This is a genomic window from Salegentibacter chungangensis (assembly GCF_042678405.1).
GTDB lineage: Bacteria > Bacteroidota > Bacteroidia > Flavobacteriales > Flavobacteriaceae > Salegentibacter_A > Salegentibacter_A chungangensis.
The window spans coordinates 79,600-105,308 of sequence record NZ_JBHTLI010000002.1; the positions used below are offsets into that span (position 1 = coordinate 79,600).

Annotated in this window: 21 protein-coding genes; 15 read left to right on the forward strand and 6 right to left on the reverse strand. The window is 40.5% G+C overall.

What is annotated here, in order from left to right; all coding sequences use genetic code 11:
* The 13 genes from ACFQ3Q_RS11065 to ACFQ3Q_RS11125 all read left to right on the forward strand — a co-directional run bounded on the left by ACFQ3Q_RS11065 (position 1) and on the right by ACFQ3Q_RS11125 (position 15,553).
* A complete protein-coding gene (locus tag ACFQ3Q_RS11065; protein WP_380745801.1) occupies positions 1-855 on the forward strand; it encodes a universal stress protein in 855 nt (284 codons plus the stop codon).
* Positions 856-868: 13 nt separating this feature from the next.
* Entirely contained in the window at positions 869-1,717 is an 849-nt protein-coding gene (locus tag ACFQ3Q_RS11070) for a restriction endonuclease (RefSeq protein ID WP_380745803.1), read from the forward strand.
* Position 1,718: 1 nt separating this feature from the next.
* On the forward strand, positions 1,719-3,089 hold the full coding sequence (locus ACFQ3Q_RS11075; protein WP_380745805.1) for an MBL fold metallo-hydrolase RNA specificity domain-containing protein: 1,371 nt from the start codon (positions 1,719-1,721) through the stop codon (positions 3,087-3,089).
* A gap of 72 nt (positions 3,090-3,161) precedes the next feature.
* Positions 3,162-3,590: a hypothetical protein gene (locus tag ACFQ3Q_RS11080; protein WP_380745807.1), complete on the forward strand. Its 429-nt coding sequence runs from the start codon at positions 3,162-3,164 to the stop codon at positions 3,588-3,590.
* A 27-nt stretch (positions 3,591-3,617) separates the two neighbouring features.
* The gene (locus ACFQ3Q_RS11085; RefSeq protein ID WP_380745811.1) at positions 3,618-4,061 is read left to right on the forward strand and encodes a hypothetical protein; all 444 of its coding nucleotides are present in this window, start codon (positions 3,618-3,620) and stop codon (positions 4,059-4,061) included.
* A 95-nt stretch (positions 4,062-4,156) separates the two neighbouring features.
* Entirely contained in the window at positions 4,157-4,771 is a 615-nt protein-coding gene (locus ACFQ3Q_RS11090) for a hypothetical protein (RefSeq protein WP_380745812.1), read from the forward strand.
* Between the two features lie 425 nt (positions 4,772-5,196).
* Positions 5,197-6,006 carry a pyrroline-5-carboxylate reductase gene (proC, locus tag ACFQ3Q_RS11095; protein ID WP_380745814.1) on the forward strand — a complete coding sequence of 270 codons (810 nt, stop codon included), beginning with the start codon at positions 5,197-5,199 and terminating at the stop codon, positions 6,004-6,006.
* Between the two features lie 25 nt (positions 6,007-6,031).
* Entirely contained in the window at positions 6,032-6,802 is a 771-nt protein-coding gene (gene proB, locus ACFQ3Q_RS11100; RefSeq protein WP_380745816.1) for a glutamate 5-kinase, read from the forward strand.
* Between the two features lie 28 nt (positions 6,803-6,830).
* Entirely contained in the window at positions 6,831-8,030 is a 1,200-nt protein-coding gene (locus tag ACFQ3Q_RS11105) for a glutamate-5-semialdehyde dehydrogenase (protein WP_380745818.1), read from the forward strand.
* 134 nt (positions 8,031-8,164) lie between these two features.
* Complete coding sequence (locus ACFQ3Q_RS11110; protein ID WP_380745820.1) at positions 8,165-10,033, forward strand: M61 family metallopeptidase; 1,869 nt, start codon at positions 8,165-8,167, stop codon at positions 10,031-10,033.
* Positions 10,034-10,154: 121 nt separating this feature from the next.
* Positions 10,155-12,155, forward strand: coding sequence for a cation:proton antiporter domain-containing protein (locus ACFQ3Q_RS11115; protein WP_380745821.1), 2,001 nt, complete (start codon positions 10,155-10,157; stop codon positions 12,153-12,155).
* Positions 12,156-12,277: 122 nt separating this feature from the next.
* Positions 12,278-13,942, forward strand: coding sequence for an ABC1 kinase family protein (locus tag ACFQ3Q_RS11120; RefSeq protein WP_380745823.1), 1,665 nt, complete (start codon positions 12,278-12,280; stop codon positions 13,940-13,942).
* A 117-nt stretch (positions 13,943-14,059) separates the two neighbouring features.
* Complete coding sequence (locus ACFQ3Q_RS11125) at positions 14,060-15,553, forward strand: S10 family peptidase (RefSeq protein WP_380745824.1); 1,494 nt, start codon at positions 14,060-14,062, stop codon at positions 15,551-15,553.
* Positions 15,554-15,589: 36 nt separating this feature from the next.
* Here the strand turns inward: ACFQ3Q_RS11125 and thrC are convergent, their stop codons facing one another.
* The 5 genes from thrC to ACFQ3Q_RS11150 form a co-directional block, all read right to left on the reverse strand.
* Positions 15,590-16,885, reverse strand: coding sequence for a threonine synthase (thrC, locus tag ACFQ3Q_RS11130; protein WP_380745826.1), 1,296 nt, complete (start codon positions 16,883-16,885; stop codon positions 15,590-15,592).
* Positions 16,882-17,802, reverse strand: a complete 921-nt coding sequence (locus ACFQ3Q_RS11135) for a homoserine kinase (RefSeq protein WP_380745827.1) — start codon at positions 17,800-17,802, stop codon at positions 16,882-16,884. The genes thrC and ACFQ3Q_RS11135 overlap by 4 nt, the downstream gene beginning before the upstream one ends.
* Positions 17,803-17,804: 2 nt before the next feature.
* Positions 17,805-20,252 carry a bifunctional aspartate kinase/homoserine dehydrogenase I gene (thrA, locus tag ACFQ3Q_RS11140; protein WP_380745828.1) on the reverse strand — a complete coding sequence of 816 codons (2,448 nt, stop codon included), beginning with the start codon at positions 20,250-20,252 and terminating at the stop codon, positions 17,805-17,807.
* A 332-nt stretch (positions 20,253-20,584) separates the two neighbouring features.
* A complete protein-coding gene (locus ACFQ3Q_RS11145; protein ID WP_380745830.1) occupies positions 20,585-22,048 on the reverse strand; it encodes a magnesium chelatase in 1,464 nt (487 codons plus the stop codon).
* A gap of 33 nt (positions 22,049-22,081) precedes the next feature.
* Complete coding sequence (locus ACFQ3Q_RS11150; RefSeq protein ID WP_380745832.1) at positions 22,082-23,212, reverse strand: vWA domain-containing protein; 1,131 nt, start codon at positions 23,210-23,212, stop codon at positions 22,082-22,084.
* Between the two features lie 182 nt (positions 23,213-23,394).
* Here ACFQ3Q_RS11150 and ACFQ3Q_RS11155 point away from each other — a divergent pair, with 182 nt between their 5' ends.
* Positions 23,395-24,216, forward strand: coding sequence for a phosphatase PAP2 family protein (locus ACFQ3Q_RS11155; protein ID WP_380745834.1), 822 nt, complete (start codon positions 23,395-23,397; stop codon positions 24,214-24,216).
* Positions 24,217-24,227: 11 nt separating this feature from the next.
* Positions 24,228-25,307 carry an endonuclease/exonuclease/phosphatase family protein gene (locus ACFQ3Q_RS11160; protein WP_380745836.1) on the forward strand — a complete coding sequence of 360 codons (1,080 nt, stop codon included), beginning with the start codon at positions 24,228-24,230 and terminating at the stop codon, positions 25,305-25,307.
* Here ACFQ3Q_RS11160 and ACFQ3Q_RS11165 read toward each other — a convergent pair.
* Complete coding sequence (locus ACFQ3Q_RS11165; protein WP_380745838.1) at positions 25,304-25,708, reverse strand: response regulator; 405 nt, start codon at positions 25,706-25,708, stop codon at positions 25,304-25,306. The two genes, ACFQ3Q_RS11160 and ACFQ3Q_RS11165, sit on opposite strands and share 4 nt — an antisense overlap.
* Position 25,709: the final 1 nt, after the last annotated feature.

Sequence of the window (25,709 nt, forward strand, 5' to 3'; positions counted from 1 at the left end):
ATGAAAAATATCCTTATCCCCACCGACTTTTCCGATAATGCCTGGAATGCTCTGAATTATGCTGTGGAACTATTCAGAGAGGACAAGTGCACTTTTTATCTATTGAACGCATTTGAATCTAAGTATTTCACTACCGACAGTTTAATGGTGCCCGAGCCCGGGGAACCAGCTTATGATAACGCCAAAAATCAGTCCCAATTCGGGTTAGAGCACTTAAAGAAAAAGCTGGACTCGGGGAACAGTAATCATAAATTCGAAACCATATCAAGTTATAACACCGTACTGGAAGCCATTAGAAACAGCCTTCAAAAACTGAAGATACATTTACTGGTGATGGGTACGGAGGGAAAAGAAAGTATTGAAAACAGGATCTATGGAAGCACTGCATTAAATGTAATGGAGCATATTTACACCTGTCCGCTGCTGGTTATTCCTGATTCAACTAGTTTAAAAGATATAGAAAAAAAAGAGATCGTATTTGCCACAAATTATAAATATCCGTACACCCGAAAAGCAGTAAGATACCTGGCTGAAATAGCCAGAAAATATTCAGCTGCGATAAGGATATTATACGTTCAGGAACACGAAAATTTAAACCCTGAGCAACAGAAAAACAAAGAGAAACTGCAGGAATACCTCAAAAAGGTGGTACATAGTTTCCATACGCTTACAGAGATAGGAACCGGTGAAGGAATCCACTCCTTTATCCAAAGCAGGGGCAGCCATATGCTAGCCATAAGCCGCAAAAGACACAGTTTCTTTTACAAGTTTTTTTCTAAATCTATCATAGAAGAAATTGGTTATAAACCACAGGTCCCGATCCTTATCTTACCCGATTTTAATAAAGAACAATAAATAGGAACTTGCAATGGGCCATACAGATATCGATATCATTAAAGCTTCAGGAGAAAAAGCCCACTTTAATATGGAAAAAGTGGAAACTTCCCTGCGCCGGGCCGGGGTATCCCAGGAAGATATAGATTATATTACCAATAGACTGGCCAGGGAACTCTACGATGGCATTTCTACCAAAGAGATCTATAACAGGGCCTACGGATACTTAAAAAAAATAAACAACTCTTCAGCTTCCCGATACAAACTTAAAAAAGCAATATACGAATTGGGGCCCACCGGCTTTCCTTTCGAAAAGTTTATTGCTGCAATACTTCAGAACACAGGGTACCAGGTAGAAGTGGGAAAAATACTTCCCGGAAAATGTGTAAATCACGAAATAGACGTGATTGCGAGAAAAGATGGAAGGAACACGCTTATTGAATGTAAGTTCCACAGTGACCAGGGGCGTAATTGTGACGTTAAGATCCCGCTCTATATTCACTCCAGATACAAAGACATTCTTGACCAGAACCGCACTTCAAAAAACAAGGATGCTAATAAATTTGAAGAATGCTGGGTGGTCACCAACACCCGTTTTACTGCCGATGCTCACACTTATGGGAAATGTGCAAACCTATTCCTCCTAAGCTGGGATTATCCGAAAAGCAGCAGTCTTAAAAAAAGGATCGACAGTTCAGGGCTTTACCCCATAACAGTATCTACCCTGCTTACAGGCAGAGAAAAGCAATTTCTTTTAAGCCGGGATGTGGTTTTATGCAGGGAGCTAATTAATGATAAATTCTACCTCGATCATCTTGGGGTATCAGAAAAAAGGCAGAAAAAGATCCTGCACGAGATGGAAAATCTTTGCAATACTAGTTAAAATGAAATCGGTTAAACTACATTTTCTGGGAGCCGCAGGAACCGTGACCGGTTCCAAATTTCTACTGGAAACCGATGAAGGAAATATCCTTATTGACTGCGGAATGTTTCAGGGAATAAAGGACCTGCGGCTATTAAACTGGCAGGATTTTAATTTTCCACCATTGGAGATCGACCTGGTACTGCTTACCCACGGTCACCTGGATCATTCGGGCTATCTGCCCCGGCTTTTCAAGCAGGGATATAAAGGGCCGGTAAAAAGTACGGCGCCCAGCCTTGCAGTGACCTCGGTCATTTTAATGGACAGTGCAAAGATTATGGAAGAAGATGCCGAGAAAGCAAATGAAGAGGGGTACAGTATTCACGAACCTCCCCTCCCCTTTTATACGGTGACGGAAGCCGAAAAGACCATTGAGTATTTCGAAGCTGTGGAAATTGATACCTGGTATAAATTTTCCAACAACATTGGTTACAGGTTTCTGAGAAACGGCCATATTATTGGAGCAACCTTCATCGAATTCGAAATAACGGGAAAACGAATCGTTTTCTCAGGAGATATTGGACGGGAAAAAGATCCGCTGCTTCCTCCTCCTTATAAACCTCAGCAAGCAGATTATCTGATTCTGGAAAGTACTTATGGAGACCGGTTGCATCCGGAAGAAAATATTGAAGAATTACTTTCGGGGATCGTAAAAGATATTCTCGAAAAACGAGGGATCCTTATTATTCCAAGCTTCGCTGTAGAACGCCTTCAGCATATCATGTATATTCTCTGGAAATTATACGAAAAAAATAAGATCCCAAATATCCCAATCTTTATAGACAGTCCTATGGGGAATGATATTCTGGGAATCTTCAGCAGTTACCCCGCCTGGCACAGGATTGATCCCGGAGAACTTCGTAAAATGATCTCCCACTTTAATATTATCACTTCCTATGGGGACACCTGGAAAACCATAGACGACAACCGGCCTAAAATAGTTGTTGCCGGAAGCGGAATGGTAACGGGCGGCAGGGTACTTACTTATTTAAGATATTACCTAGAGAAACCGGAAACCTATGTGATACTGATAGGCTTCCAGGCGGAAGGGACAAGAGGAAGACAGCTTCAGGAAGGAGCAGCAGAAATCAAGATCTTCGGAAAATATTGTAAGGTAAATGCAAGCATCAAGCATCTTCAAAGCCTTTCTGCCCACGCCGATCAGCAGGAACTCCTGGGGTGGCTAAAGGAAATAAAAAACAAGCCGGAAAAAGTTTTTCTCGTTCACGGAGAGCCGGCTGCTTCCGACTTTTTAAGGCTGAAGATAAAGGACACTTATAGCTGGCCCGTGCACATTCCCCACTTAAATGAAACTGTGGAACTTCTGTTATAAAAAGCCGGTTGATAATTATCATTTTATTTCAGCCAATTCTCTTCTAACTTATTGTTCATAAAATTTAATGTGATGAATGCTTTTGTTATGGACAAGTCTTCAGATAATGGAAAGAGTATTGAAGTCTTAAAAACCGAGACCGAAGGTTGGAAAAAGGAGTTGTTTTTTACTTCTGAAGAAATTCAGTTTTTCGAGGTCTATCTTACCGCTGATATTTTTGAGTCGAACCAGCCAAATATTTTCGAAAGGCTCAGCAAACTTTCAGATGGAATAGAATCGATAAAATCAGATATTCAGGAGTTAAATATAGCTCTGCATAACCATACCTACGAAATTGACGGAATGATGGAATGTGACGATATAAGTTGTGATGCATTTTATTACGGCCAGCATACAAGGCTTGGAAACCAGATTGAGAACCTGCTAAGTGAATACCAGGTACTAAAATCTGAGATCATAAATTACACCATGGGTATCCTGAAAAAGGATAATAAGAATTGAAATAAGTTGGAATTAAAATAAAACATTATGGAAACTTCAAGTAAACATTTCAGGTATATTGCCTGGAAAAGTCCGGAAGAAATGCATTTCTCCTCCCTTCAGTGGGCTTCCGAGCTAAAATTTATTCAGGATGAGCATCATTTCTTTCAGGATATGCTCAAAGAATATACATTACCTATAATCGAATCTCATCTTCTGGATGAAGTAAGAAAAATGATAGATCGTTTAAATGATTCTAAAACTAAGGGCTTGGATTTACTGCAAAGGATTGAAAAACACATTAATGGTCTGGACATTATGGTAGATGGTGTAGACCAGCCGGATGAGGAAAAAGATTACAAAGAAGAACACAAAAGCCTTTTGAAGGAATTGAATGAGTACTCCAGGGCTTATAATAAACTAAAAAAAGAAATTTTTGAAATTGTTTCCAAGGCGCTTAAAAAACAAAAGCAAAAACGCTTATTGGAATAAGTGGTCCTTAAGTTGGTTAAAACCCCATAAAGATTATTGAACCGACCGGGACAAAAGTTTCCCGCCGGACTTTTATTTCGTAAATTTAAGAACCAATGAAAAGACTTTTACCTATAATATTCCTGATTTTAGTCTCTTGCAGTACCTCGAGACTGGTGGAAAGCTACAGAAATCCGGATATTGACAATCCGAAAATCAACAAGATCCTCGTAATTGGCATCACTCCTAAAGACAAGACAAGGAAAAGGTTTGAAAAAAACCTGGTACAGGAATTCCGAAAAAGAGATATTCAGGGTGTTGCAAGTATAGATTTTTTTGACCCCTACTTCACTTCCAGTAAGCAATCTGAACATGACCTGGCTGAACTTGAAGAAAAGTTACTTGATTTAGGCTTCAACACGGTACTGATGAGCAGAATAAAGAGTGTTCAAGATAAGGTGAGCCTGGGACAGGCCTTCAAAAGCTTTAGCGGAAATTTCTCCAGAGACTATTATCAAAATCAGGCACTGTACCTTGATGAGCCCGATAATACCAAGAAAATTTATATCACCGAAACTGCGTTATACCGGCTATCAAGAAATAAGAATAAAGAAGTGATATGGAGGGCAAGAATAGATCTTATTAATCCGAAGATCATAGATAATTCGATAAATGAGTACATAGATATTTTGATTTCCGCCTTAGGAACCGAAGATTTGCTTAACAAGTAAAGACTGCTTCTGCCTAAAACCTGCCATAATTACAGTAAATTGTCATAAGGGCGTATTTATTTCGTATAAATAAAATTTCAATATTTTCCTTTTTACACCAATTTCGGGGAGGTGTTTCTGAGCATTTATTCAAAAGAATGTTCCTGAAACGACCAAAACCCCTGTCTTTTCGACAAAAGTAACAAGTCTCGAATCCCTTGTATACAAAGGCCTAAGATGATTTTTAAAAATATTTAACCATTTTAAATCACTGAATTTTGGATTTGTTTAACCTTTCTCCAACCACCATTCCGGGAAAATTAATTTAACTTACTAAATGCAATAAAAACATCCATTTTAAGGAGGCTTGCATGGTCTTTGCGCCATACAGGGTGAATTAAAATGATGGTAATAATAACCAACGAATAAAAACCAAAAAATTTAAAATGAAAGTACTAGTTATTGGAGCAGGAAATATGGGACTTACTTACGCTGAGGGAATGGCGCAATCAAGTTTATTGAATCGCCGTAACCTGATGATATTCGACAAGTCTGCCGAAGTGATCACAACCCTAAGCAAAATAGACCATTTTGACGTTTTCGATAATATTGAAGACTGCCTACCGCAGGCCGATGTAGTATTTATCGCCGTAAAACCCTACCACTGCGACGACCTTTTTAAAGAGATCAAGGGAATGGTTAATGACCAGCAAATTTTCGTTTCACTTATGGCCGGAGTTACCATTGGTAAAATCCAGGAAGGCTTAGGAGTGAAAAAAGTGGTTAGGTCTATGCCTAATCTTCCCGCACAAGTTGGTAAAGGTGTTACTTCTTATACCGAAGCAAAAGAAGTTTCCCGCGTGGAGCTTCTAATGGTAAGAAATCTTCTTGACACCACCGGAGCATCTATTCACGTAGAATCTGAAAACTTTATCGATGCCTCTACCGGAATCTCTGGTAGTGGGCCGGCTTATGTATTCTATTTTATGAATTCTATGCTTGAAGCTGCATTAAAAATGGGCTTTTCCAAGAACGATTCGAAAGTATTGGTTAGCCAGACTTTTGAAGGAGCCGTTAAACTGTTTAATGAGTCTGACCTTTCGGCTAAGACCTGGATGGAGCGAGTAGCTTCTAAAGGTGGTACAACCCGTGCAGCATTAGACTCAATGGAAGACAATAATGTGGAAGAGCTTATTAAAGACGCAGCCTATGCCGCCTTTAACAGAGCAGTGGAATTAGGAAAAGAAGAAGCATAACCCAAAACTCTTTAAAAGTAAAGTAATGGAAAAAAAGAGAATAGTTGTTAAAGTTGGAACCAATGTAATGACCAACAAGGACAACAGAATTTTACAACCGGTCTTAAAACATCTTGTACAACAAATTGCAACCCTTTATGAGGAGGATGTAATGGTAGTTCTTGTTTCTTCAGGTTCTGCTATTGCCGGGAAAGAAATTCTTGGTGAGATCAATATAGAAGATGATTCTAAACGTAGACAGGTATTTTCATCTGTAGGACAGCCAAGAATGATGCGCCATTATTATAGTCTTTTTCACGACTACGGAATGAGATGTGCGCAGGTTCTTGCAACTAAAAGAGACTTTAGCCCTGGAATTCACAGGGAAAATATGATCAATTGTTATGAATCTTTACTCTCTGAAGGGATCATTCCAATTGCAAATGAGGATGATGCCGTTTCGGTGACTATGTCTATGTTCTCAGATAATGACGAACTGGCAAGTCTTGTAGCTGAACTTATTGAAGCCGATGCACTTATTATATTAAGTGATACAGACGGGCTTTATACAGGCCACCCTGAGGATGAAGAATCTGAAAAACTGAACAAAGTGCAGATCGACCAGAATGTTGAAAAATACGTTCAGGAGTCTGACAAAGGTGAAGGCGAAGGCCGTGGAGGTATGGAGTCTAAAATTAAGATCGCAAAAGGTACCGCTTCCAAAAATATTACCACCTATATCGCCAATGGTAAACGTGAGAACGTGATCCTTGATATTATGGCTGGTAAACCGGTAGGCACCAAATTTACAGCGTAGAATTTAAAAATCAGAAAAAAGAAAAGAAATGAAACTCTTAGATACACAAACTAAAAATAATGTCTTGAAGTCCATGATGAATATTCTGGACAAAAGACGTAAGGAAATAATTGCCGCAAATAAGAAAGACCTGGAGTCATTCCAGAAAGACGATCAGGCAATGTACGATCGCCTTATTGTTGATGATAATAAGGTAGACGGAATGATCCAGTCGGTTAAAGAAGTGATGGACCAGGAAGATCCGGTTGGACAAACCATAGAGCACAGAAGACTTGACACCGGACTGGATATCACCAATAAGACCGCTCCTTTCGGAACAATTCTGATTATTTACGAATCCAGACCCGATGTGACCATCGAGGCTGCGGTTCTTGCTTTTAAAGCAAATAACAAGATATATCTAAAAGGAGGGAAAGAGGCAATTAACAGTAACAAGATCCTTGAAGAATGCTGGCACGAGGCGCTTAAGGAAAATAGTCTTGATACCAACTGGATCGAGCTATTGCACCTAAACCGCCAGGAGACTCAGGACTTCCTTAAAAATCCGCCGGAACATATAGACCTTGTTGTTCCCAGAGGAGGAGAACGCCTTATTGCATTCGTAAAAGAGCACTCCACAGGAGCTGTACTGGTGAGTGGTAGAGGAAACAACTTCCTTTATGTTTCTAAAAACGCCGATTTCGAAACTGCCAAGAAAGTAATGCTAAACGCCAAGATCGACAAGATCTCAGGATGTAACGCACTGGATAAAGTATTGGTAGATAAGAATATTCCAGACTACGAGAACAAGCTTAGAGAACTTCAAAAAATGTTCAAAGAACATGAAGTGTCAATTCTTGTAGATGAAGAAGTACATAAAGTATTGAACGATGAGGAAATAGTACCAAATGAAGATACCTGGTATGAAGAGTTCCTTGCTATGAAGATTGTGATTTCGGCAATTGACGGCCTTGACGAAGCAATTGAAAAGATCAATAAATACTCAGGTGGTCACTCCGCTTCTATTATCACTAAAGATAAAGCAGAAGCCGCTAAATTTATGGAGCAGGTAGACAGTGCCGCTGTTTATCACAATGCTTCCACAAGATTTACAGATGGTGGACAGATGGGTGTTGGTGCAGAGCTTGCCATTAGTACAGACAAGCTTCACCACCGTGGGCCACTTGGCTTAAAGCAACTGGTAACAAACAAATACTATGTTTTAGGTGAAGGCCACATCAGAGAATAATCCTGATAAGGATCAAAAAAAGCCGCAGTTTAAACTGCGGCTTTTTTTATTCCATTAGGCTATATCTTCAATTCTACCCGGCATTTTGTAACAATTCTGCATTTTGAAAGTCTTATTACTAAAACCATTTATAAATGAAAAAATTAATAGTAGCAGTAGCCGCCATAGCTACATTATACGGTTGTAAAACTGCTCAAACCGGAACTGATGCCGAACAACCCATTATTGCGAATCTTGATCTTGTAAATATTAATGAAGACAGGGTAAGCGTTAGTGTTGATCCAGACAAAATAGCCCGAGAACAGATCACTTTCTTTATCCCCAAAACTGTTCCCGGCACTTATTCAACGGACAATTACGGAAAATTCATTGACGACTTTAAGGCTCTGGATTATAAAGGTAAGGAGCTTAAAGTGACTAAGATCGATGATAACTCGTGGCAAATTTCTGATGCAAAAAACCTTGATAAGGTTACTTATCTTGTAAATGACACCTTTGATATTAAGGGCGAAGAAGATGTATTCTCCCCTACCGGAACCAACATTAATGAAGGTGAAAACTTTATGCTGAACCTGCACGGGTTTGTTGGATATTTTGATCAGCTCAAGGAAAAGAATTACCGCCTTGTCATAAAAAGGCCGCTATCCCTAATTCCCGGAACTTCACTTACTGCCGTTACAAAACCTCAGGATTCGGAAACCTATACCACCGACGTTTACAATGTAGACCGATACTTCCAGGTCACCGACCACCCAATTATGTATGCAGCTCCAGATACTACCAAATTTATGGTAGATAATATGGAGGTTCTTATAGATGTATATTCGCCAAATAAAAAATACACAGCTAAAAGCATTACTCCCGGAATAAAGGAAATGATCTCCGCTCAAAAGAACTTCCTTGGAGATATAGACAATACTGATAAATATGCTATTCTCTTATATCTCTCGGATATCGACACCATTGATGCAAGAGGATTTGGGGCACTTGAACACCACACTTCTACCGCTGTGGTTTTACCGGAGTCTATGCCAGCCGAAGCTCTGCAGAAAACAATGACCGATGTGGTTTCTCACGAATTCTTCCACATACTTACGCCTTTGAGCGTACATTCCAATGAGATTCATTATTTCGATTATAATGATCCTAAAATGTCTAAACATCTTTGGATGTATGAAGGGGTTACCGAGTATTTTGCAAACCTTTTCCAGATTAACCAGGGCTTAATTAGCAATGAGGATTTCTATAAAAGAATTGCCGATAAGATAAAAACCTCCCAAAATTATGATGATACGGTTCCTTTTACCGAAATGAGTGAAAATGTATTGGCCGATGAGTATAAGGATAGTTATTATAATGTTTACCAAAAAGGTGCCTTAATAGGAATGGCCCTGGATATCAGGCTGCGTGAACTAAGTAATGGAGAAATGGGAATCCTGGATCTTATGAAAAAGCTTAGCGATAAATACGGAAAAGACAGACCTTTTGATGATGATAAATTGATTGATGACATCGTAGAACTTACCTACCCTGAAATTCAGAACTTTTTCGAGGCGTATGTAAGCGGCCATACTCCTATTCCTTACGATCAATTCTTTAATAAAGTTGGGCTGCAGCAAAAGGAATTTGAAAAGAATACCGGCTACTTCCTTCACGGAAATATTCCTTATATAGATGCCGATCCTGCCACGAAAGAGATATTCTTCAGAAAAGGGATCACCTTCAACTCTTTCCTTAAGGAGCTTGGGGTTAAAGGTGGAGACATCCTGAAGTCGGTTAACGGAAAAGAATATAATGTCGAAAACATTTATGGATTAGTAATGACTGCTGAATCCTGGGAAGAAGGCACAGAAGTCAGCTTTGTGGTAGAACGTGACGGAGAAGAGATCACGCTTGAAGCAAGCACTTTTCAGCCGACGGAACCCACAACAGGGATTGTTGAAAAAGATCTCCCTGAAGACAGTGCGCAGGTTAAATTGCGACAAGCTTGGTTAAAAGGTTAATAGATTTTAATGTAAGCGCAAAAGCGGTAGTTCACACTACCGCTTTTTTTGTTTTATATATCGATATATTCTGCTACCTTGGATCGGATATTTCAACCAGCCAAAAATCTCACTTTTATAAATGGAAATTCCAATTTTAAAGGATATCGTCGTTATTCTGGGACTATCTATATTTATAATCCTGGCATTCCAAAAGATTAAGGTCCCTTCTATTCTCGGGTTTCTTTTAGCCGGTATTATAGCAGGGCCACACGCATTTAACCTTATTAGTTCCAGTCACGAAGTAGAATTATTATCAGAGATCGGAATCATTTTCCTGCTTTTTGTGATCGGGATAGAATTATCTCTTAAAGGCCTGGCTTCTATTAAAAAACCCATCCTTCTTGGTGGTGGTTTGCAGGTTGGCGGAACCATCCTTTTTACAGCGATCCTTGCCAATTTGGTGGATATTAACCTGAATACCGCTATTTTCCTCGGATTCTTATTCTCCTTAAGCAGTACCGCCATTGTTTTAAAACTGTTCCAGGAAAAAGGAGAGGTCACTTCTCCCCACGGAAGGCTGGCAGTTGCAATTCTTATCTTTCAAGATATTATTGTAGTTCCTATGATGCTGGTCACTCCGCTGCTGGCGGGAAAGTCCAATAATATCTGGGAGACCCTGGCCATTTTGCTCATTAAAATTGTGGGAGTTGGTATAGTGATCTATTTGCTGGCACTTTATGTAGTCCCCCGAGTCTTTAAAATGGTGGTGCGAACAAAAAACAGGGAGCTTTTTATCCTGACCACCATCGTTTTTTGCTTTGGTGTTGCCTGGTTAACTTCTTCCGTGGGACTATCTCTGGCCCTTGGAGCATTCTTTGCCGGACTAATTATATCTGAATCAGATTACAGCCATCAGGCCACGGCCAATGTATTGCCTTTCAGGGAAATATTTATCAGCTTCTTCTTTATCTCGGTAGGATCATTACTTGATCTTGATTTCTTTTTTAACCATATTTTCAAAATTATGGGACTGGTGATTGGTGTGATCCTGTTGAAAATGATCATCCTGGCAATAACGGTCATCACCTTGAGGTTCCCTGCCAGAACCATATTTATGACGGTTTTTGCGCTTTTCCAGGTTGGAGAATTTTCTCTGCTTCTTTCCAGTGTTGGAGTTGAAAACGATCTTTTACCTCAAAACATTTACCAGTATTTCCTGGCTATTTCAATAATTACAATGGGGATTACTCCCATTCTTATTAATTACTCCTCCAGAATCACATACTTCCTGCTCAAGATCCCAATCCCTTCAGCAGTAAGGAAGCGCCTGAAAAATATCAGGAAAGTGAATCAGCCGGAAGCTACGCCAATTGAAGAATTAAAAGATCATCTTGTGATCGTGGGCTACGGTATAAACGGGAAGAACATTTCAAAAGCAGCTAAAAATGCAGAAATACCTTATGTAATTGTAGACCTTGAACCTGAAGCCTTCCAAAAAGCAAAAGCAGAAGGTGAGCCGGTTGTTTTTGGAGATGCTACTAACCCGGTGATCCTGAAACACGTGCACGTTCAGGAAGCAAGGGTTGTGGTAATCGCTATTTCAGATTCTTCGGCAACGAAAAAGATCATCAACGGGGTAAGATCATTCAGTCAGACCGCCTGGATCATTGTACGAACGCGTTATGTAAGAGAGATCGAAGAAAATATGAGGCTGGGGGCCGATGAAGTTATACCAGAAGAGTTTGAGACTTCCATAGAGATCTTTAGCAGGGTACTTCGGAAATATCTTATTCCGCATAATGACATACAGGATTTCATCAATTACATCAGGTCTTCAGATTACGAAATGTTGACCAGTATTAAAGGAGAGCCTCATACTCCATACTACAAACACCTGAATATTCCCAATAAGGAGATTGTGACCCTAAAAGTGGAGCAGGGCACTAATGCCGTTGTAGATAAATCCATTGAAGAGGCGGGAATTGGTAAGAATTACGGGGTTACCGTCCTGGCAATAAAAAGGGACACTCATTATCTTACTGAAATTTCACCATCTACAATTATAAAACAAGGAGATCTCCTTTATCTCTTCGGGCATCCTAATAACATCAATCAGCTTAATGAAGTACTCACATACTAGCTGCAGGTTAGAGTGTTAAAACATCCTAAAATAGGACGGTTCTATTGTTCGGGCCGTTTAAATTTGAATATATTGTAATGAACAAGACCAAACCTTAACCAACTACTAACCAATAAGAGCCTATGTCTGTGCTACCCGATAACCTGGATCGCTACCGGAAATTTATAAGCTTTATGCTAAAATACTGGAATAGTGATCTCTTTCAGAATACAGCTTCTAAGGCAATGGAGGACGATGAAGAGGAAGACGGAGCTGCTTTCAGCCAATCGCCTCAGGAGTTGGTGGAAGATCTAAAGAATATGGGGCCAACATATATAAAGCTTGGCCAGCTTCTTTCTACGAGACCAGATTTACTTCCGGACGAATATCTTAATGCTCTTGCGAGCCTTCAGGACGATGTTCCTCCTATTCCTTATGATGAGGTTCACAACATAGTTGAAAAAGAACTTGGCATTCGAATTTCCAAGGCCTTTCAGACCTTTGAAGAGGTGCCTTTGGCAAGTGCTTCTATAGGACAGGTTCACCAGGCTACTTTAAGATCGGGGCAACCGGTAGCAGTTAAGGTTCAACGCCCTGAGATAAGAAAAAAGTTCCTGGAAGATCTCGACACTTTAAAGGAACTCGCCGAAATGGCTGTTAAGCACACCGAAACGGGTAAAAAATATGCTTTTGATAATGTTCTTGCTGAATTAAGAAGAATTCTGCTGCACGAGCTGGATTATAACAGAGAAGCACAGAATCTTATCACCCTCGGCAAAAACCTGGCGTCCTTTAAATACCTTTTAGTACCGCAGCCTATTCAGGATTATTCTTCAGGGAAGGTTCTTACTATGGAATATATTCAGGGTTCCAAGATCACTTCAGTTTCCCCGTTAAAAAAACTGGAAGTAGATTACAGTCCGCTTGTAGATGAACTGGTGGAAGCCTATTTGAAACAGATCATCACAGATGGTTTTGTTCACGCCGATCCGCATCCCGGGAATATACATTTTACTAAGGATGATAGAATTGCTCTGATGGACCTTGGGATGGTGGCCACCTTTTCTCCAAAAATGCAGGAATCTTTACTGGAACTACTTATTGGCATCAGTAACAGTAACGGGGAAGACACTGCCAATGTGATCTTGCGAATGAGTGAAGTGGAGACTGATGCCCAAGTGACAGCTTTCAAAAAAGCCATAAGTGACCTGATTATGGATAGCCAGCACAGCACTGCTAAAGATATGCAAACAGGCCGCCTGCTTATTCAGTTAAACCGAATGGCCGCAGAAAGCGGCATTCATATCCCTGTAGAAGTGAATATCCTGGGAAAAGTCCTTCTGAATATGGACCAGATCGTGGCTTTTCTTGATCCCGACTTTAACCTGAGAAAAGCTATCCAAAAGCACGTTCATAAGATAATGGAGGAGAAAATGATCAAGGAGCTTAAGCCCGAGAACCTGTTTTCTATGCTCCTTCAATCGAAAAAACTTGCGGAAAACCTCCCTGAACGTCTTAACAGGTTCAGCGAAAGTCTGGCAAATAATGAGTTCAAATTAAAGATAGAAGCAATAGATGAGAAACGTGTGACCGACGGGTTCCAGAAAGTTGCCAATCGAATCACCTTAGGACTTATTATAGCAGCAATGATCATTGGTGCCGCAATGCTGATGCAGGTGCCTTCAGATTTTACGATTTTTGGATATCCCGGACTAGCCATTATCTTTTTTATGCTGGCAGCACTTGGAGGAATCTTTCTAAGCTATATCATAATTTTCAGAGATGAAAATCTGAATAATCGAAAATAAGCAGGTTGAAATTCCTTTTTCTTAAATCACATTAGCCGAAATCTTCTCTTTTCTTGCAGGTTTAGTGAATTGAATGTATTTTCAACAGCCAATTTAAACCCTAAATCTAATCAAGAAATGAAGCATTACTTCTACCTCTTATTTTTACTACTCGGAATTTCCGGATTTGCTCAAAAAACCGAAAAGATAGAGATCCCTATCGATACTACCGTTACCACCGAACATTCGGTAAACATTAACGGAAACAATATAGATTATACCGCTACCACAGGAATGCAACCGCTGTGGAACGATGACAGGGAACCTATCGCCAGCCTTTTCTACACTTATTATCAAAAGAAAGGGGTGAAAAACACCGAGAATCGCCCTTTAGTAATTTCCTTTAACGGCGGGCCCGGTTCAGCTTCGGTTTGGATGCATATCGCCTATACCGGACCTCGTGTCCTGAAAATTGATGACGAAGGTTTCCCGGTTCAGCCATACGGAATTAAGGAAAATCCGCATTCTATTTTGGACGTTGCAGACATTGTTTACGTGAATCCTGTGAACACAGGCTATTCCAGGCCAATTCCGGATAAAGAAGGGAAAGTAGATAAAGAAAAATTCTTCGGTGTGAATGCCGATATTAAATATCTCGCAGAATGGCTTAATACTTTTGTTACCCGTAAGAACAGATGGCTTTCCCCAAAATACCTCATTGGCGAAAGCTACGGAACCACAAGGGTTTCAGGCTTGGCTCTTGAATTACAGAATAGCCAGTGGATGTATTTAAACGGAGTTGTTCTTGTTTCTCCTACCGAGATAGGGATCAAAAGAGAGGGGCCTGTTGAAGTAGCCAACCGTCTTCCCTATTTTACAGCCGCAGCCTGGTATCACGATGCCCTTCCTAAAGAGCTCCAGGAAAAAGAACTGGAAGATTTATTGCCGGAAGTTGAGAACTATGCGATAAATGAATTATTACCTGTACTTGTAAAAGGTGGTTTTACCGAAACAGAGCAAAAAGAAGAAATTGCAGAGAAAATGGCCTTCTATTCCGGGCTGTCTGAAGAAGTGATCCTTCAGAATAACCTCGCGGTGCCTATCAGAAACTTCTGGAAAGAACTGCTTCGTGATGAGAATGGCTATACCGTGGGAAGACTTGATTCAAGATATCTTGGACTGGATTCCAGGGAAGCCGGAGAAAACCCTGATTATAATGCAGAACTCACATCCTGGCTGCATTCCTTTACCCCAGCGATAAATTACTATTTAAGAGAAAAGCTGAATTTTAAAACCGATCTTAAATATAATATGTTTGGTCCGGTTCATCCGTGGGACAGAAGCGGCAACAATACTGGAGCTGATTTAAGACAGGCTATGGCCCAGAACCCTAATCTGGATGTTATGATTCAGTCCGGATATTTTGACGGGGCCACCACATACTTCAATGCAAAGTATACGATGTGGCAGCTTGATCCAAGCGGAAAAATGAAAGACCGCCTTAGTTTTAAAGGTTACCAAAGTGGTCATATGATGTATCTGAGGAGTGCAGATCTCAAAAAGGCCAACGAAGACCTTAGAGAATTTATCCTTACCACGATTCCAAAAGAAGGAGAGCCGGCTAAATACTAAACCTAAAAAGGCTGTTTGATATTCAAACAGCCTTTTTTATTTCATCAGGAAGTCCTTTAATTCCTTATAATCTTTTATCGGAATCGATCTTTTTTCTTTTTCCATAACCGATTGAATAGCTTTAGGGATTTCTATTTTCTTACCTATACTCTTCTCTACCACGTCAAGAAATTTTACCGGGTGTGCGGTCTCCAGGAAAGTGCCATAAAAACCAGGGTTCTCTTTCATAAAAGATTTAAGACCCAAATATCCAACCGCTCCGTGAGGATCCATTACATAGCCATCCTTCTCATAGACCTGTTTGATGGCCCTTTTTGTCTCTGAATCACTAAAACTGTATGAAGACAAATGTTTTTTTAAAGCTCCGTATTCATTTTTAAATAACTCCAGCACCCTAGCAAAATTACTGGGATTCCCAACATCCATCGCATTAGAAATTGTCTGAACACTTGATCTTGGCTCGTATTCCCCTGTTTTAAGATACCTGGTTACCACATCATTTTCATTATTGGCGGCTACAAAATGATCTACAGGCAGTCCCATTTCCCGGGCCACGAGTCCCGCACAAATATTGCCGAAATTCCCGCTGGGCACTGAAAAGACCAATTTCTCTTTGTGGTTTGACAGCTGTTTGTAGGCAAGCAAATAATAGAACATTTGCGGCAACCACCTTGCAATATTTATGGAATTGGCAGAAGTAAGCTGCCTTTTTGAAGTAATCTCTTCATCTAAAAAAGCCTTTTTCACCATATCCTGACATTCATCAAAAGCCCCGTCCACTTCAAGAGCAGTAATATTTTTTCCCAAAGTGGTAAGCTGTTTTTCCTGGATTTCACTAACCTTCCCCTTGGGATATAGAATAACCACATCTATCCCTTCTACCCCCAGGAATCCGTTTGCAACGGCACCTCCTGTATCCCCGGAAGTAGCTACCAAAACGGTGATCTTCCCAAGATTTCCTTTTTTGATGAAATATCCCAGACTTCCAGCCATAAACCTCGCACCCACATCTTTAAAAGCAAGAGTTGGCCCGTGAAAAAGTTCAAGCGTACCAATATCCTTTTCAACAGGAACCACAGGAAATTCAAAATCAAGGGTTTCATCTATGATATCCAAAAGGGCAGCTTCAGAAATTTCATCACCTACAAAATCCTTTATGGCTTCAAAAGCGATTTCGGTTTTGGAAAGCTTATCAAGCTTTTTAAAAAAGCCAGAAGACAAATGAGGAATCTTTTCCGGAAAATAAAGTCCTTTATCAGGAGCCAGTCCTTTTACCACCGCTTGCTCAAAGCTAGCTGAATGCTTCCTGTTATTTAAACTGAAATACCTCATAATATCCTTATTCCGTTAGAATTTATTTTTGAAAGATGAAGCTGAAAATCTATATCCTGATCTTTATAAAAATCAGCGATGGCATCTTTAACCTTTACGGCATTCTCCTCTCCACGGCATAGTGCATAAACCGAAGGCCCTGAACCCGAAATACCGAAACCTAAAGCTCCGGCTTCCATTGCAACTTCATCAAGACGGTCATAATACGGGATGAGAATGGAGCGAATAGGTTCCACAATCTCATCTTTAAGGCTTCGGCCCAGAAGATCATAATCATTAGTATAAAGGGCGCTAACAAATGCGCCCAGGTTTCCCCACTGGGCAATGGCCTTCACAAGGCTGACATTCTGCTTTATAATGGCCCGGGAATCCTTTGTCCTGATTTCAATTAAAGGATGTAAAATCACCATTCTCAGTTCTTCAGGGCTGGGAAGGCTTAATACCTCAAATGGCTCGTAGCTTTTTACCAGGCTGAAACCTCCCAGAAGGGCGGGAGCAACATTATCGGCGTGCGGGTTACCACTGGCGAGTCGTTCCCCTTCCATCGCAAACAATATAAGCTCCTTAGGTGAAAAAGGTTCATCAAGCAATTTATTTACCGCAAATACAGCCCCCGCACTGCTTGCCGCACTGCTTCCAATGCCACTCCCCGACTTTATCTTTTTATGGATCTCAATATCGAACCCCTGATCAGATCCAAGTCTCTTAAGAAGTGAAAGTACCGCTACTCCCGCCACATTCTTGTCAATATCCATTGGCAGTTCCTCGCCAGTAATCCTGGTGATTCTAAGCTGGTTCAGGTTATTCTTTCTAACCAGCATTTCGTCACCTACATTATCAAGACAACAGCCCAGCACGTCAAATCCACAGGAAAGGTTTGCCACGGTGGCGGGAGCGAATATTCTTAGTTCTTCCATAATTACTTTTTTCCTATTCGTATTACATCGGCAAAAATTCCTGAAGCCGTAACATCGGCTCCCGCTCCCGCACCCTTAACGATCAAAGGTTGTTGGCTATAACGGTCGGTAAAGAACAACACAATATTATCGCTTCCGCTGAGATCATAGAACGGATGCTTCGGGTCCACCTCCTGAAGTCCTACTTTTGCTTCTCCATTTTCCAGTTGGGCAACATATTTAAGTTGGGCATTATTTTCTTCAGCCTGTTTATAGACCTCTTTAAACTTATCTTCATCCTTTTCCAGAACGGCAAAAAAGTCTTCATTATTCTCGGTTTTCAGGCTCTCTTCCGACAGGAAACTTTCATTCTCAATATCTTCAAGCTCCAGATTATAGCCACTTTCCCTGGCCAGGATCAGTATCTTCCTTGCCACATCTACCCCGCTAAGATCTATTTTCGGGTCCGGCTCGGTATAACCTTCCTTCATTGCCATTTCCACTGTTTTATAAAATGGCTCTTCAGCCTTATAATTATTGAACACAAAATTCAGGCTTCCGGAAAGCACGGCCTGGATTTTATGGATCCGGTCTCCCGAAGCGATCAGGTTTTTAAGCGTGTCGATTATTGGTAAACCGGCACCTACATTGGTTTCATATAAAAAAGAAGCCCCAAACTCCCTCGAAAGGTTCTGTAACTGCTGATAATTTACAAAATCATCGGCACAGGCTATCTTATTGCAGGTAACCACAGAAATAGAATTTGCCAGGTAATCCTTGTACCAGGAAGAAATCTCAGCGCTGGCAGTATTATCCACAAAAACACTGTTGCGTAAATTCAGCTCGTTTATTTTATCAAAAAACTTTTTCTTATCGGCCTTTTCGCCATTTTCAAGCGCCTTTGCCCAGTTCCCAAGATCGATCCCATTTTCGTCGAAATGCATCTTTCGTGAATTTGAAAGCCCAAGCACTCTTACTTTTAACCGAAGTTTTTCCAGCAGGTATTTTTCCTGTGTCTGAAGTTGGTCCAGAAGTTTACTTCCCACATTCCCAACTCCGGTAATGAACAGGTTAAGCTCTTTTGAAGGCACTTCAAAAAACTGTTCGTGCAGGGTGTTCAAAGCTTTCTGAACGTCTTTTTTAGCAATAACGGCAGAAATATTGCGCTCTGAAGAACCCTGGGCGATAGCCCTGATATTGATATTGTTATTACCCAAGGCACTGAACATTTTACCGCTTAGCCCGTGGTGACTTTTCATCCTGTCTCCCACAAGGGCAATGATCGCGACCTTATCTTCGATCTCCACAGGTTTTATCTTACCGTATTGGATCTCCACTTCAAAAGCTTCATTAAGAGCCTCCCTGGCATCTTCAGCTTCATCATCTTTTACAGCGACACAGATACTATGTTCAGAAGATGCCTGTGTTATAAGCACCACATTAATGTTCTCCTGAAACAGGACTTCAAAGAAACGCTTGGAGAACCCCGGAATACCAACCATCCCACTGCCTTCAATATTCAGCATTTTTATGGAATCTATATGGGTGATCCCTGTAACCGACCTGAAATTCTCGGGGCTCGACCGGGAAATAAGAGTTCCTTCCTCCTCAGGCTTAAATGTGTTCTTAATATGAATCTTTATATTCTTATTCAACAATGGCTGCAGGGTTGGCGGATACAGAACCTTAGCTCCAAAATGAGATAATTCCATCGCCTCTTCATAAGAAATGTTCTTAAGGGAATATGCCTGGGGCACGAGATAAGGGTTAGCCGTATACATCCCGTTCACATCGGTATAAATCCAGACTTTATCTACTTCAAGGGCACCTGCAAAAATAGCCGCGGTAAAATCAGATCCCCCGCGCCCCAAGGTACTTGGCACCCCCTGGCCGTTTTTCGCCACAAACCCCGGGACTACATATAATTCTGAATTCTTTCCGTTTAAGGCTTCTTTTACATTCCTATAGGTGACATCATAATTCACCTGCACCTTTTCGTTAAGGTTTCTGCTGACAATGATCTCACGGGCATCCAGGAAGTCGGCATTCACCCCTGAATGCTTGAAATATTCGGTAATGATCAAAGAAGACAGGATTTCGCCGAAACCGGAAACAACATGTTTTGTTTTGTTGGAAAGCTCATTTAGAAGATATACTCCTTCATAAAGGGTTTCGAGCCGATTAAATTCTGCTTTTACCCTGCTTAGCACAGAGCTCTGAGATTTTACCGGAATAAGTTCTTTAATTGCATCCAGGTGTCTTTTTTCATTTTTAGCAAGTATCTCCTTATAGGAAGTATCTTCCTGTGAAGCCAGTTCAGCCATATATAGAAGATCATTGGTAACCCCACCAAAAGCTGAAAAAACCGCAATTGTCTTATCATTTTGAAGATGCTTTTTTACAGTTTCGGCTACTAATTTTATTCGGTCTGGAGATGCCAGTGAGGAACCTCCGAATTTTAGAACATTCATAGGTCTAGTTAGTTAAATTGAAAATATATAGGAATATGTACGGACGGAAATTATATAGCAAGTACCCCAAAAGGGGTAATACGGGTAATCATCATGCTCATACCAATCCCTGCTGCAGTAGCAGTCGCAGTAATCATTTTGGTATTTGTAATTTGAAGATTTTGCATGATTCTTTCTAAAACCTGAAATAAAAGTAGATAATTTCGGCTACATAAAAAACTAATCCTCAGCAGTTTTCAAAGAAATAAGAATATTTCATTTTTCCTTAAATAAAAATGCCCAATCAATAATTTGACCGGACATTTTCACTCTACTTTTAAATTTATAGGAATTTAAAGGCCGCCAATATAGCTCCCGTATAGATCTTTAAACTGAATACCTTCACTAAACCTGTGTTTGCTCAGCTTTTTATATTCAACGAGTCCCCATAACAGGAATTCCTTTAAAAAATATTTGTCATCCTCAGCTAAATCAGGCTGGTACTTATCCACAAGTTGGTTTAAGGGCTGAACCGAATTTAGTTTTTCCTTGTACTCCTTATCTGAAATATCGTCGGGCAGTTCAAAACCGCTTTGTTCAAAGAACCATTCTACAAGATCGTCATAAGGACTTTTCTCTTCCGCCTTCTGAAGCTTTTCGATCTTAGGGAAATAATGCGGAAATAAGGACCTCACGGATTGTCCTATAAGATTAAGTGCAACTGCCGGGGCTCCCTCCTGTTCTCCTTCATAAACCAGTTCCACTTTACCTGTAATAGAGGGAATAACTCCCATAAAATCACTAAACCTAAGTAAAGTCTTTTCATCTCCCGATCTTAAACTCCTGCGTTCGGCCGTACTCAGAAGATTTTCATAACCTGTAATACTCATCCTCGCACTTACCCCGCTCTTCTCATCTATGAATTCACTTTCCCTGGCTTCAAAACTGATTTGCTCCAACAGGTCTTTTGCGAGTTCCGGAACGTGAACTATTTCAGCCTGTCTTTTATCAAACTTTGCTTCCTGCTGAGTAATATGCTTGGCGGTCTCGATACTTTCAGGATAATGCGTAAGAATCTGCGAACCTATCCTGTCTTTTAAAGGGGTGACTATACTTCCCCTGTTGGTGTAATCTTCCGGGTTTGCGGTAAATACAAACTGCATATCCAAGGGCAACCTCAACTTGAAGCCACGAATCTGAATATCCCCCTCCTGTAAAATATTGAAAAGGGCTACCTGAATTCTTGCCTGCAAATCGGGAAGTTCGTTGATCACGAAAATACTGCGGTTGGCTCTCGGGATCATCCCGAAATGAATAACGCGATCGTCAGCATAACTTAACCTTAAATTTGCTGCTTTTATAGGGTCTACATCTCCTATGATGTCTGCAACGGTAACATCTGGTGTTGCCAGTTTTTCAAAAAACCGGTCCTCCCTGTGGACCCAGGCAATGGGAGTATCATTCCCCTTCACTTCAATAAGGTCTTTAGCAAATCGTGAGATAGGGTTAAACGGATCATCATTGATCTCTGAGCCTTCTACCACCGGAATATATTCATCCAAAAGATTCACCATTAATCTCGCCAATCTGGTTTTAGCCTGACCCCGAAGCCCTAAAAGATTGATATTATGCTTAGAAAGAATAGCCCGCTCCAATTCAGGAATCACGGTATAATCATAACCGTGAATCCCTTCGAATGCAGGTTTATTGGTCTTTATTCTTTCTATGAGGTTTTGCCTTAGCTCTTCTTTTATACTTCTGCTTTCATATCCGGCTTCGGTTAAAGCGCCAAGCGTTTTTATTTTTGTAACATCCATAATCTATCTTATTTCACTAATTGTGAATCTTAATTAGCCTCTTATTCTTTTCTTTCGATTAGTTTCATAATCTTCAAATATCATTTCACCCAAGCCTTTTAATCCTGTATAAAATGCTTTACCCTGATTGGCAAAGGTAAATTCCCTTACAAACTGGGTAAGGTAAGGATCCTGGGCGATCATAAACGTGGTGATGGGAATGCGCAGTTTCCTGGCCTGTCGGGCCATATTATAACATTTCCCAATTATATAAGGATCAAGGCCCATCGGATTCTTATAGTAAGATCCATCCCTCTCACGAAGACAACTGGGCTTCCCATCGGTGATCATAAAGATCTGTTTATTGGTGTTTCGTTTACGTCTTAGAATATCCATTGCAAGTTGTAAACCTGCCACCGTATTAGTATGGTAAGGACCTACTTTCAGGTAAGGAAGATCTGCAATAGAAATAGGCCAGGCATCATTCCCAAAAACAATAATATCCAGCGTGTCTTTCGGATAACGAGTAGTGATCAACTCTGCCAGAGCCATTGCTACTTTTTTTGCCGGAGTAATCCGGTCTTCCCCATAAAGGATCATACTATGGCTGATATCGATCATCAGTACAGTACTCATTTGGGTCTTATAATGGGTTTCCTCAACAACCAGATCGTCCTGATCCATACTAAAATTCCCAATCCCGTGATTTATCTGTGCATTCCTTAAGCTTTCAGTCATAGAGATCTTATCCAGGGAGTCTCCAAACTGAAATTCCCGAAAATCACCGGTATGTTCATCCCCGGCTCCAATTTGATTGGTCCGGTGATTTCCGGAAGTGCTTTTCTTCAATTTTCCGAAGATCTGATTAAGGGCTTGTTGTCTAATGGCCCTTTCGGTTTTGGCTGTAATGGCCATTCCGCCTTTACCATCGGGGTCTGTTTCTTCCCTTATATAGCCCTTTTTCTTAAGGTCTTCCACAAAATCATCTATGGTATAATCCTCATCGGTAAGTTTATATTCTTCATCCAGTTGCCTCAGCCAGTCCAGGGCTTCATCCAGATCTCCAGAGGTATGAGTAATGAGCTCCTTAAAAACCTCAAACAACTTTTCAAACGGAGTTCTATGTGGTTCATCATATTTTTTAAAGACGAATCCCCTCCCCTGCATTTGCTCTCTCTTCTTCATAACCTAAAAATAAGGTATTTTCGAGACAAACTCATAATCAGCAATACTCAACAGCTTTTAAAGTTTTGTTAAGGTCAGTCTGAAATTCTCTAATGAAATCTGAAAGTTACTGTTATTCTTTTCTTAAATGCTTTACTGTTAAACCGAGATATGAGAGATTTGAATAAACTACTATATCCCCGATGAAAAACATTTTAACACCTTTTTTTTTACTTTGTATTTCCCTGTCTATATACGCGCAGGATAACCAATCACCTTACCAAACCGACCTCTTAAAAGACGGGGCCTGGATAACTGCAGGGGTTGGATTAAATGTCCTGGGAGTCCTTATGATACAGAATAAATCGGCACTCTCCGAAGCTGAAGCAAATGCTCTTAATAAAAATGACCTTTGGAAAATAGACAGATGGGCCGCAGGAAATTATTCTCAAAATGCCGATGAAGCCAGTTATATTCCATTCTATGCATCTTTTGCTTTGCCTGTAGCTTTCCTCCCAAGTGAAGAGGAGCGAAATAATTTTGGTCAGATATCGGTACTATTCATAGAAACGATGGCTACAACGGGAGCGATGTTCACCATTACTGCGGCGGCAGTAGAAAAAAGCAGGCCTTTGGTTTATAATGAATCATTACCAATGGAAAAACGCACCGATCCGGATGCCCAGCGTTCCTTTTTTGCAGGGCATACTGCAGCAACCGCTGCCGCAACCTTCTTTGCAGCTAAAGTATTTAATGACTTTCATCCAGACTCTAAAGCGATTCCGTATGTTTGGGCCGGTGCTGCCGCAGTACCCGGCCTGGTAGGATATTTAAGATTAAAGGCAGGAAAACATTTCCTTACCGATAATTTAATAGGATTTGGAATTGGTGCAGCCTGTGGAATCCTGATCCCTGAAATTCATAAAAAAGGTAACGAAAGTATTAACTTATATCCTACAGCCAGTTTCAACATAAATAATACCGGATTAAATTCTCAAGGCCTGGCCATCTCTTATACTTTTTAAACAATAAGGCAATGACAATCCCAGAGGGCATAGTATTATTTTTCACATTCTTAATGATATTACCCAGCCTTGCTTCCATCTCCAAATTTGATATCTGGTGGATACGCGGCTTCGATTTTCCGAGGATTCAAATATGTTTCCTGGTGATTATGGTAATTATCGCCTCTGCTCTTGTATATAGTTTTGAAGAATCCTGGCATTATATTGCCATCGCCTTGTTGTTCCTAAGCCTTATTTACCAGTTTACAAAGATCTACCCGTACACTTATCTGTCCCCAAAACAGGTTCTAAGGATAAAGAACTTTAAAGAAGATAATACAATCTCGATTTTGGTAAGTAATGTACTTACGCACAATAAGCGATCAGACAAACTAATTAACCTGGTTAATGATAAAAAGCCGGATATTCTTCTAACCCTTGAATCTGACAAGAGATGGGAAAAAGAATTAAGTGTGCTGGAAAACGATTATCCCTATACGGTTAAAATCCCACTGGATAATCTATACGGAATGCATCTTTATTCAAAACTAAAATTAGAGGATACCGAAGTAAAATATCTGGTTGAAGAAGATATCCCTTCTATTCATAGCGATGTGATCCTGAGAAGCGGAAAGAAGGTAAAGATACATTGCCTTCACCCAAAACCCCCAAGTCCCACAGAGAGTGAAACCTCTACCAACAGGGATGCTGAGTTGCTGATGCTCGGGAAGCATATTAAACACAAGGATAAAGGGATCCTGGTGTTTGGAGACCTTAATGATGTAGCCTGGTCCCGGACTACCAAATTATTCCAAAAAATGAGCGGCCTGCTGGACCCAAGAATAGGAAGAGGTTTTTTCAATACTTTCCACGCGGGCTATCCCCTCTTAAGGTGGCCTTTAGACCACGTTTTTCATTCAGAGGATTTCAGCCTTATAGAGATTGCAAGAGAAAGAAGTATTGGCTCTGATCATTTCCCTATGTATATCCGCTTGAATTACACGCCTGAAATTGAAGACTTACAAGATCAGCCGGAACACGAAGACAGGGAAGAAAGTGAATGGGCAGATAAAAAAATAGAAGATGCTCATCCGCTGGAAACTTCAGTTTAAGCTTCACTAAAAAAACCAGAGAGTTCAGGAAGCTGCTTTATTTTTTCACAGTGTGCAGAGGAGATCGGTTTTTCAACAAAATCCCGTACAACACTGTATTTCAGAGCCTTTTTTTTATCCTTAAGGTCTATTGATGATGTCACCATTATTACGTGGATCTGATGGTTCTTTGGCTTTTCATTTATACTCTCAAGAAACTCCCATCCATCCATCCCGGGCATATTAATATCCAGTAAAATAAGGAAATGATTATTGGAATCCTGATTTTCATCCAGATAATCCAGTGCCTGCTGGGCCTTTTTAAAACTTACAGGCTCACTTGAAATTTTATGATTTGTGATCATTTTCTTCTGAATAAAAATAACCACGTCATCATCATCTATTATCAGTACTTCCAGCATA

Excerpts from the sequence above, each read along its gene's own strand:
- ACFQ3Q_RS11065 (WP_380745801.1), top strand. The coding sequence starts at position 1 with ATGAAAAATATCCTTATCCCCACCGACTTTTCCGATAATGCCTGGAAT.
- ACFQ3Q_RS11070 (WP_380745803.1), top strand. The coding sequence starts at position 869 with ATGGGCCATACAGATATCGATATCATTAAAGCTTCAGGAGAAAAAGCC.
- ACFQ3Q_RS11075 (WP_380745805.1), top strand. The coding sequence starts at position 1,719 with ATGAAATCGGTTAAACTACATTTTCTGGGAGCCGCAGGAACCGTGACC.
- ACFQ3Q_RS11080 (WP_380745807.1), top strand. The coding sequence starts at position 3,162 with ATGAATGCTTTTGTTATGGACAAGTCTTCAGATAATGGAAAGAGTATT.
- ACFQ3Q_RS11085 (WP_380745811.1), top strand. The coding sequence starts at position 3,618 with ATGGAAACTTCAAGTAAACATTTCAGGTATATTGCCTGGAAAAGTCCG.
- ACFQ3Q_RS11090 (WP_380745812.1), top strand. The coding sequence starts at position 4,157 with ATGAAAAGACTTTTACCTATAATATTCCTGATTTTAGTCTCTTGCAGT.
- proC (WP_380745814.1), top strand. The coding sequence starts at position 5,197 with ATGAAAGTACTAGTTATTGGAGCAGGAAATATGGGACTTACTTACGCT.
- proB (WP_380745816.1), top strand. The coding sequence starts at position 6,032 with ATGGAAAAAAAGAGAATAGTTGTTAAAGTTGGAACCAATGTAATGACC.
- ACFQ3Q_RS11105 (WP_380745818.1), top strand. The coding sequence starts at position 6,831 with ATGAAACTCTTAGATACACAAACTAAAAATAATGTCTTGAAGTCCATG.
- ACFQ3Q_RS11110 (WP_380745820.1), top strand. The coding sequence starts at position 8,165 with ATGAAAAAATTAATAGTAGCAGTAGCCGCCATAGCTACATTATACGGT.
- ACFQ3Q_RS11115 (WP_380745821.1), top strand. The coding sequence starts at position 10,155 with ATGGAAATTCCAATTTTAAAGGATATCGTCGTTATTCTGGGACTATCT.
- ACFQ3Q_RS11120 (WP_380745823.1), top strand. The coding sequence starts at position 12,278 with ATGTCTGTGCTACCCGATAACCTGGATCGCTACCGGAAATTTATAAGC.
- ACFQ3Q_RS11125 (WP_380745824.1), top strand. The coding sequence starts at position 14,060 with ATGAAGCATTACTTCTACCTCTTATTTTTACTACTCGGAATTTCCGGA.
- thrC (WP_380745826.1), bottom strand. The coding sequence starts at position 16,885 with ATGAGGTATTTCAGTTTAAATAACAGGAAGCATTCAGCTAGCTTTGAG.
- ACFQ3Q_RS11135 (WP_380745827.1), bottom strand. The coding sequence starts at position 17,802 with ATGGAAGAACTAAGAATATTCGCTCCCGCCACCGTGGCAAACCTTTCC.
- thrA (WP_380745828.1), bottom strand. The coding sequence starts at position 20,252 with ATGAATGTTCTAAAATTCGGAGGTTCCTCACTGGCATCTCCAGACCGA.
- ACFQ3Q_RS11145 (WP_380745830.1), bottom strand. The coding sequence starts at position 22,048 with ATGGATGTTACAAAAATAAAAACGCTTGGCGCTTTAACCGAAGCCGGA.
- ACFQ3Q_RS11150 (WP_380745832.1), bottom strand. The coding sequence starts at position 23,212 with ATGAAGAAGAGAGAGCAAATGCAGGGGAGGGGATTCGTCTTTAAAAAA.
- ACFQ3Q_RS11155 (WP_380745834.1), top strand. The coding sequence starts at position 23,395 with ATGAAAAACATTTTAACACCTTTTTTTTTACTTTGTATTTCCCTGTCT.
- ACFQ3Q_RS11160 (WP_380745836.1), top strand. The coding sequence starts at position 24,228 with ATGACAATCCCAGAGGGCATAGTATTATTTTTCACATTCTTAATGATA.
- ACFQ3Q_RS11165 (WP_380745838.1), bottom strand. The coding sequence starts at position 25,708 with ATGCTGGAAGTACTGATAATAGATGATGATGACGTGGTTATTTTTATT.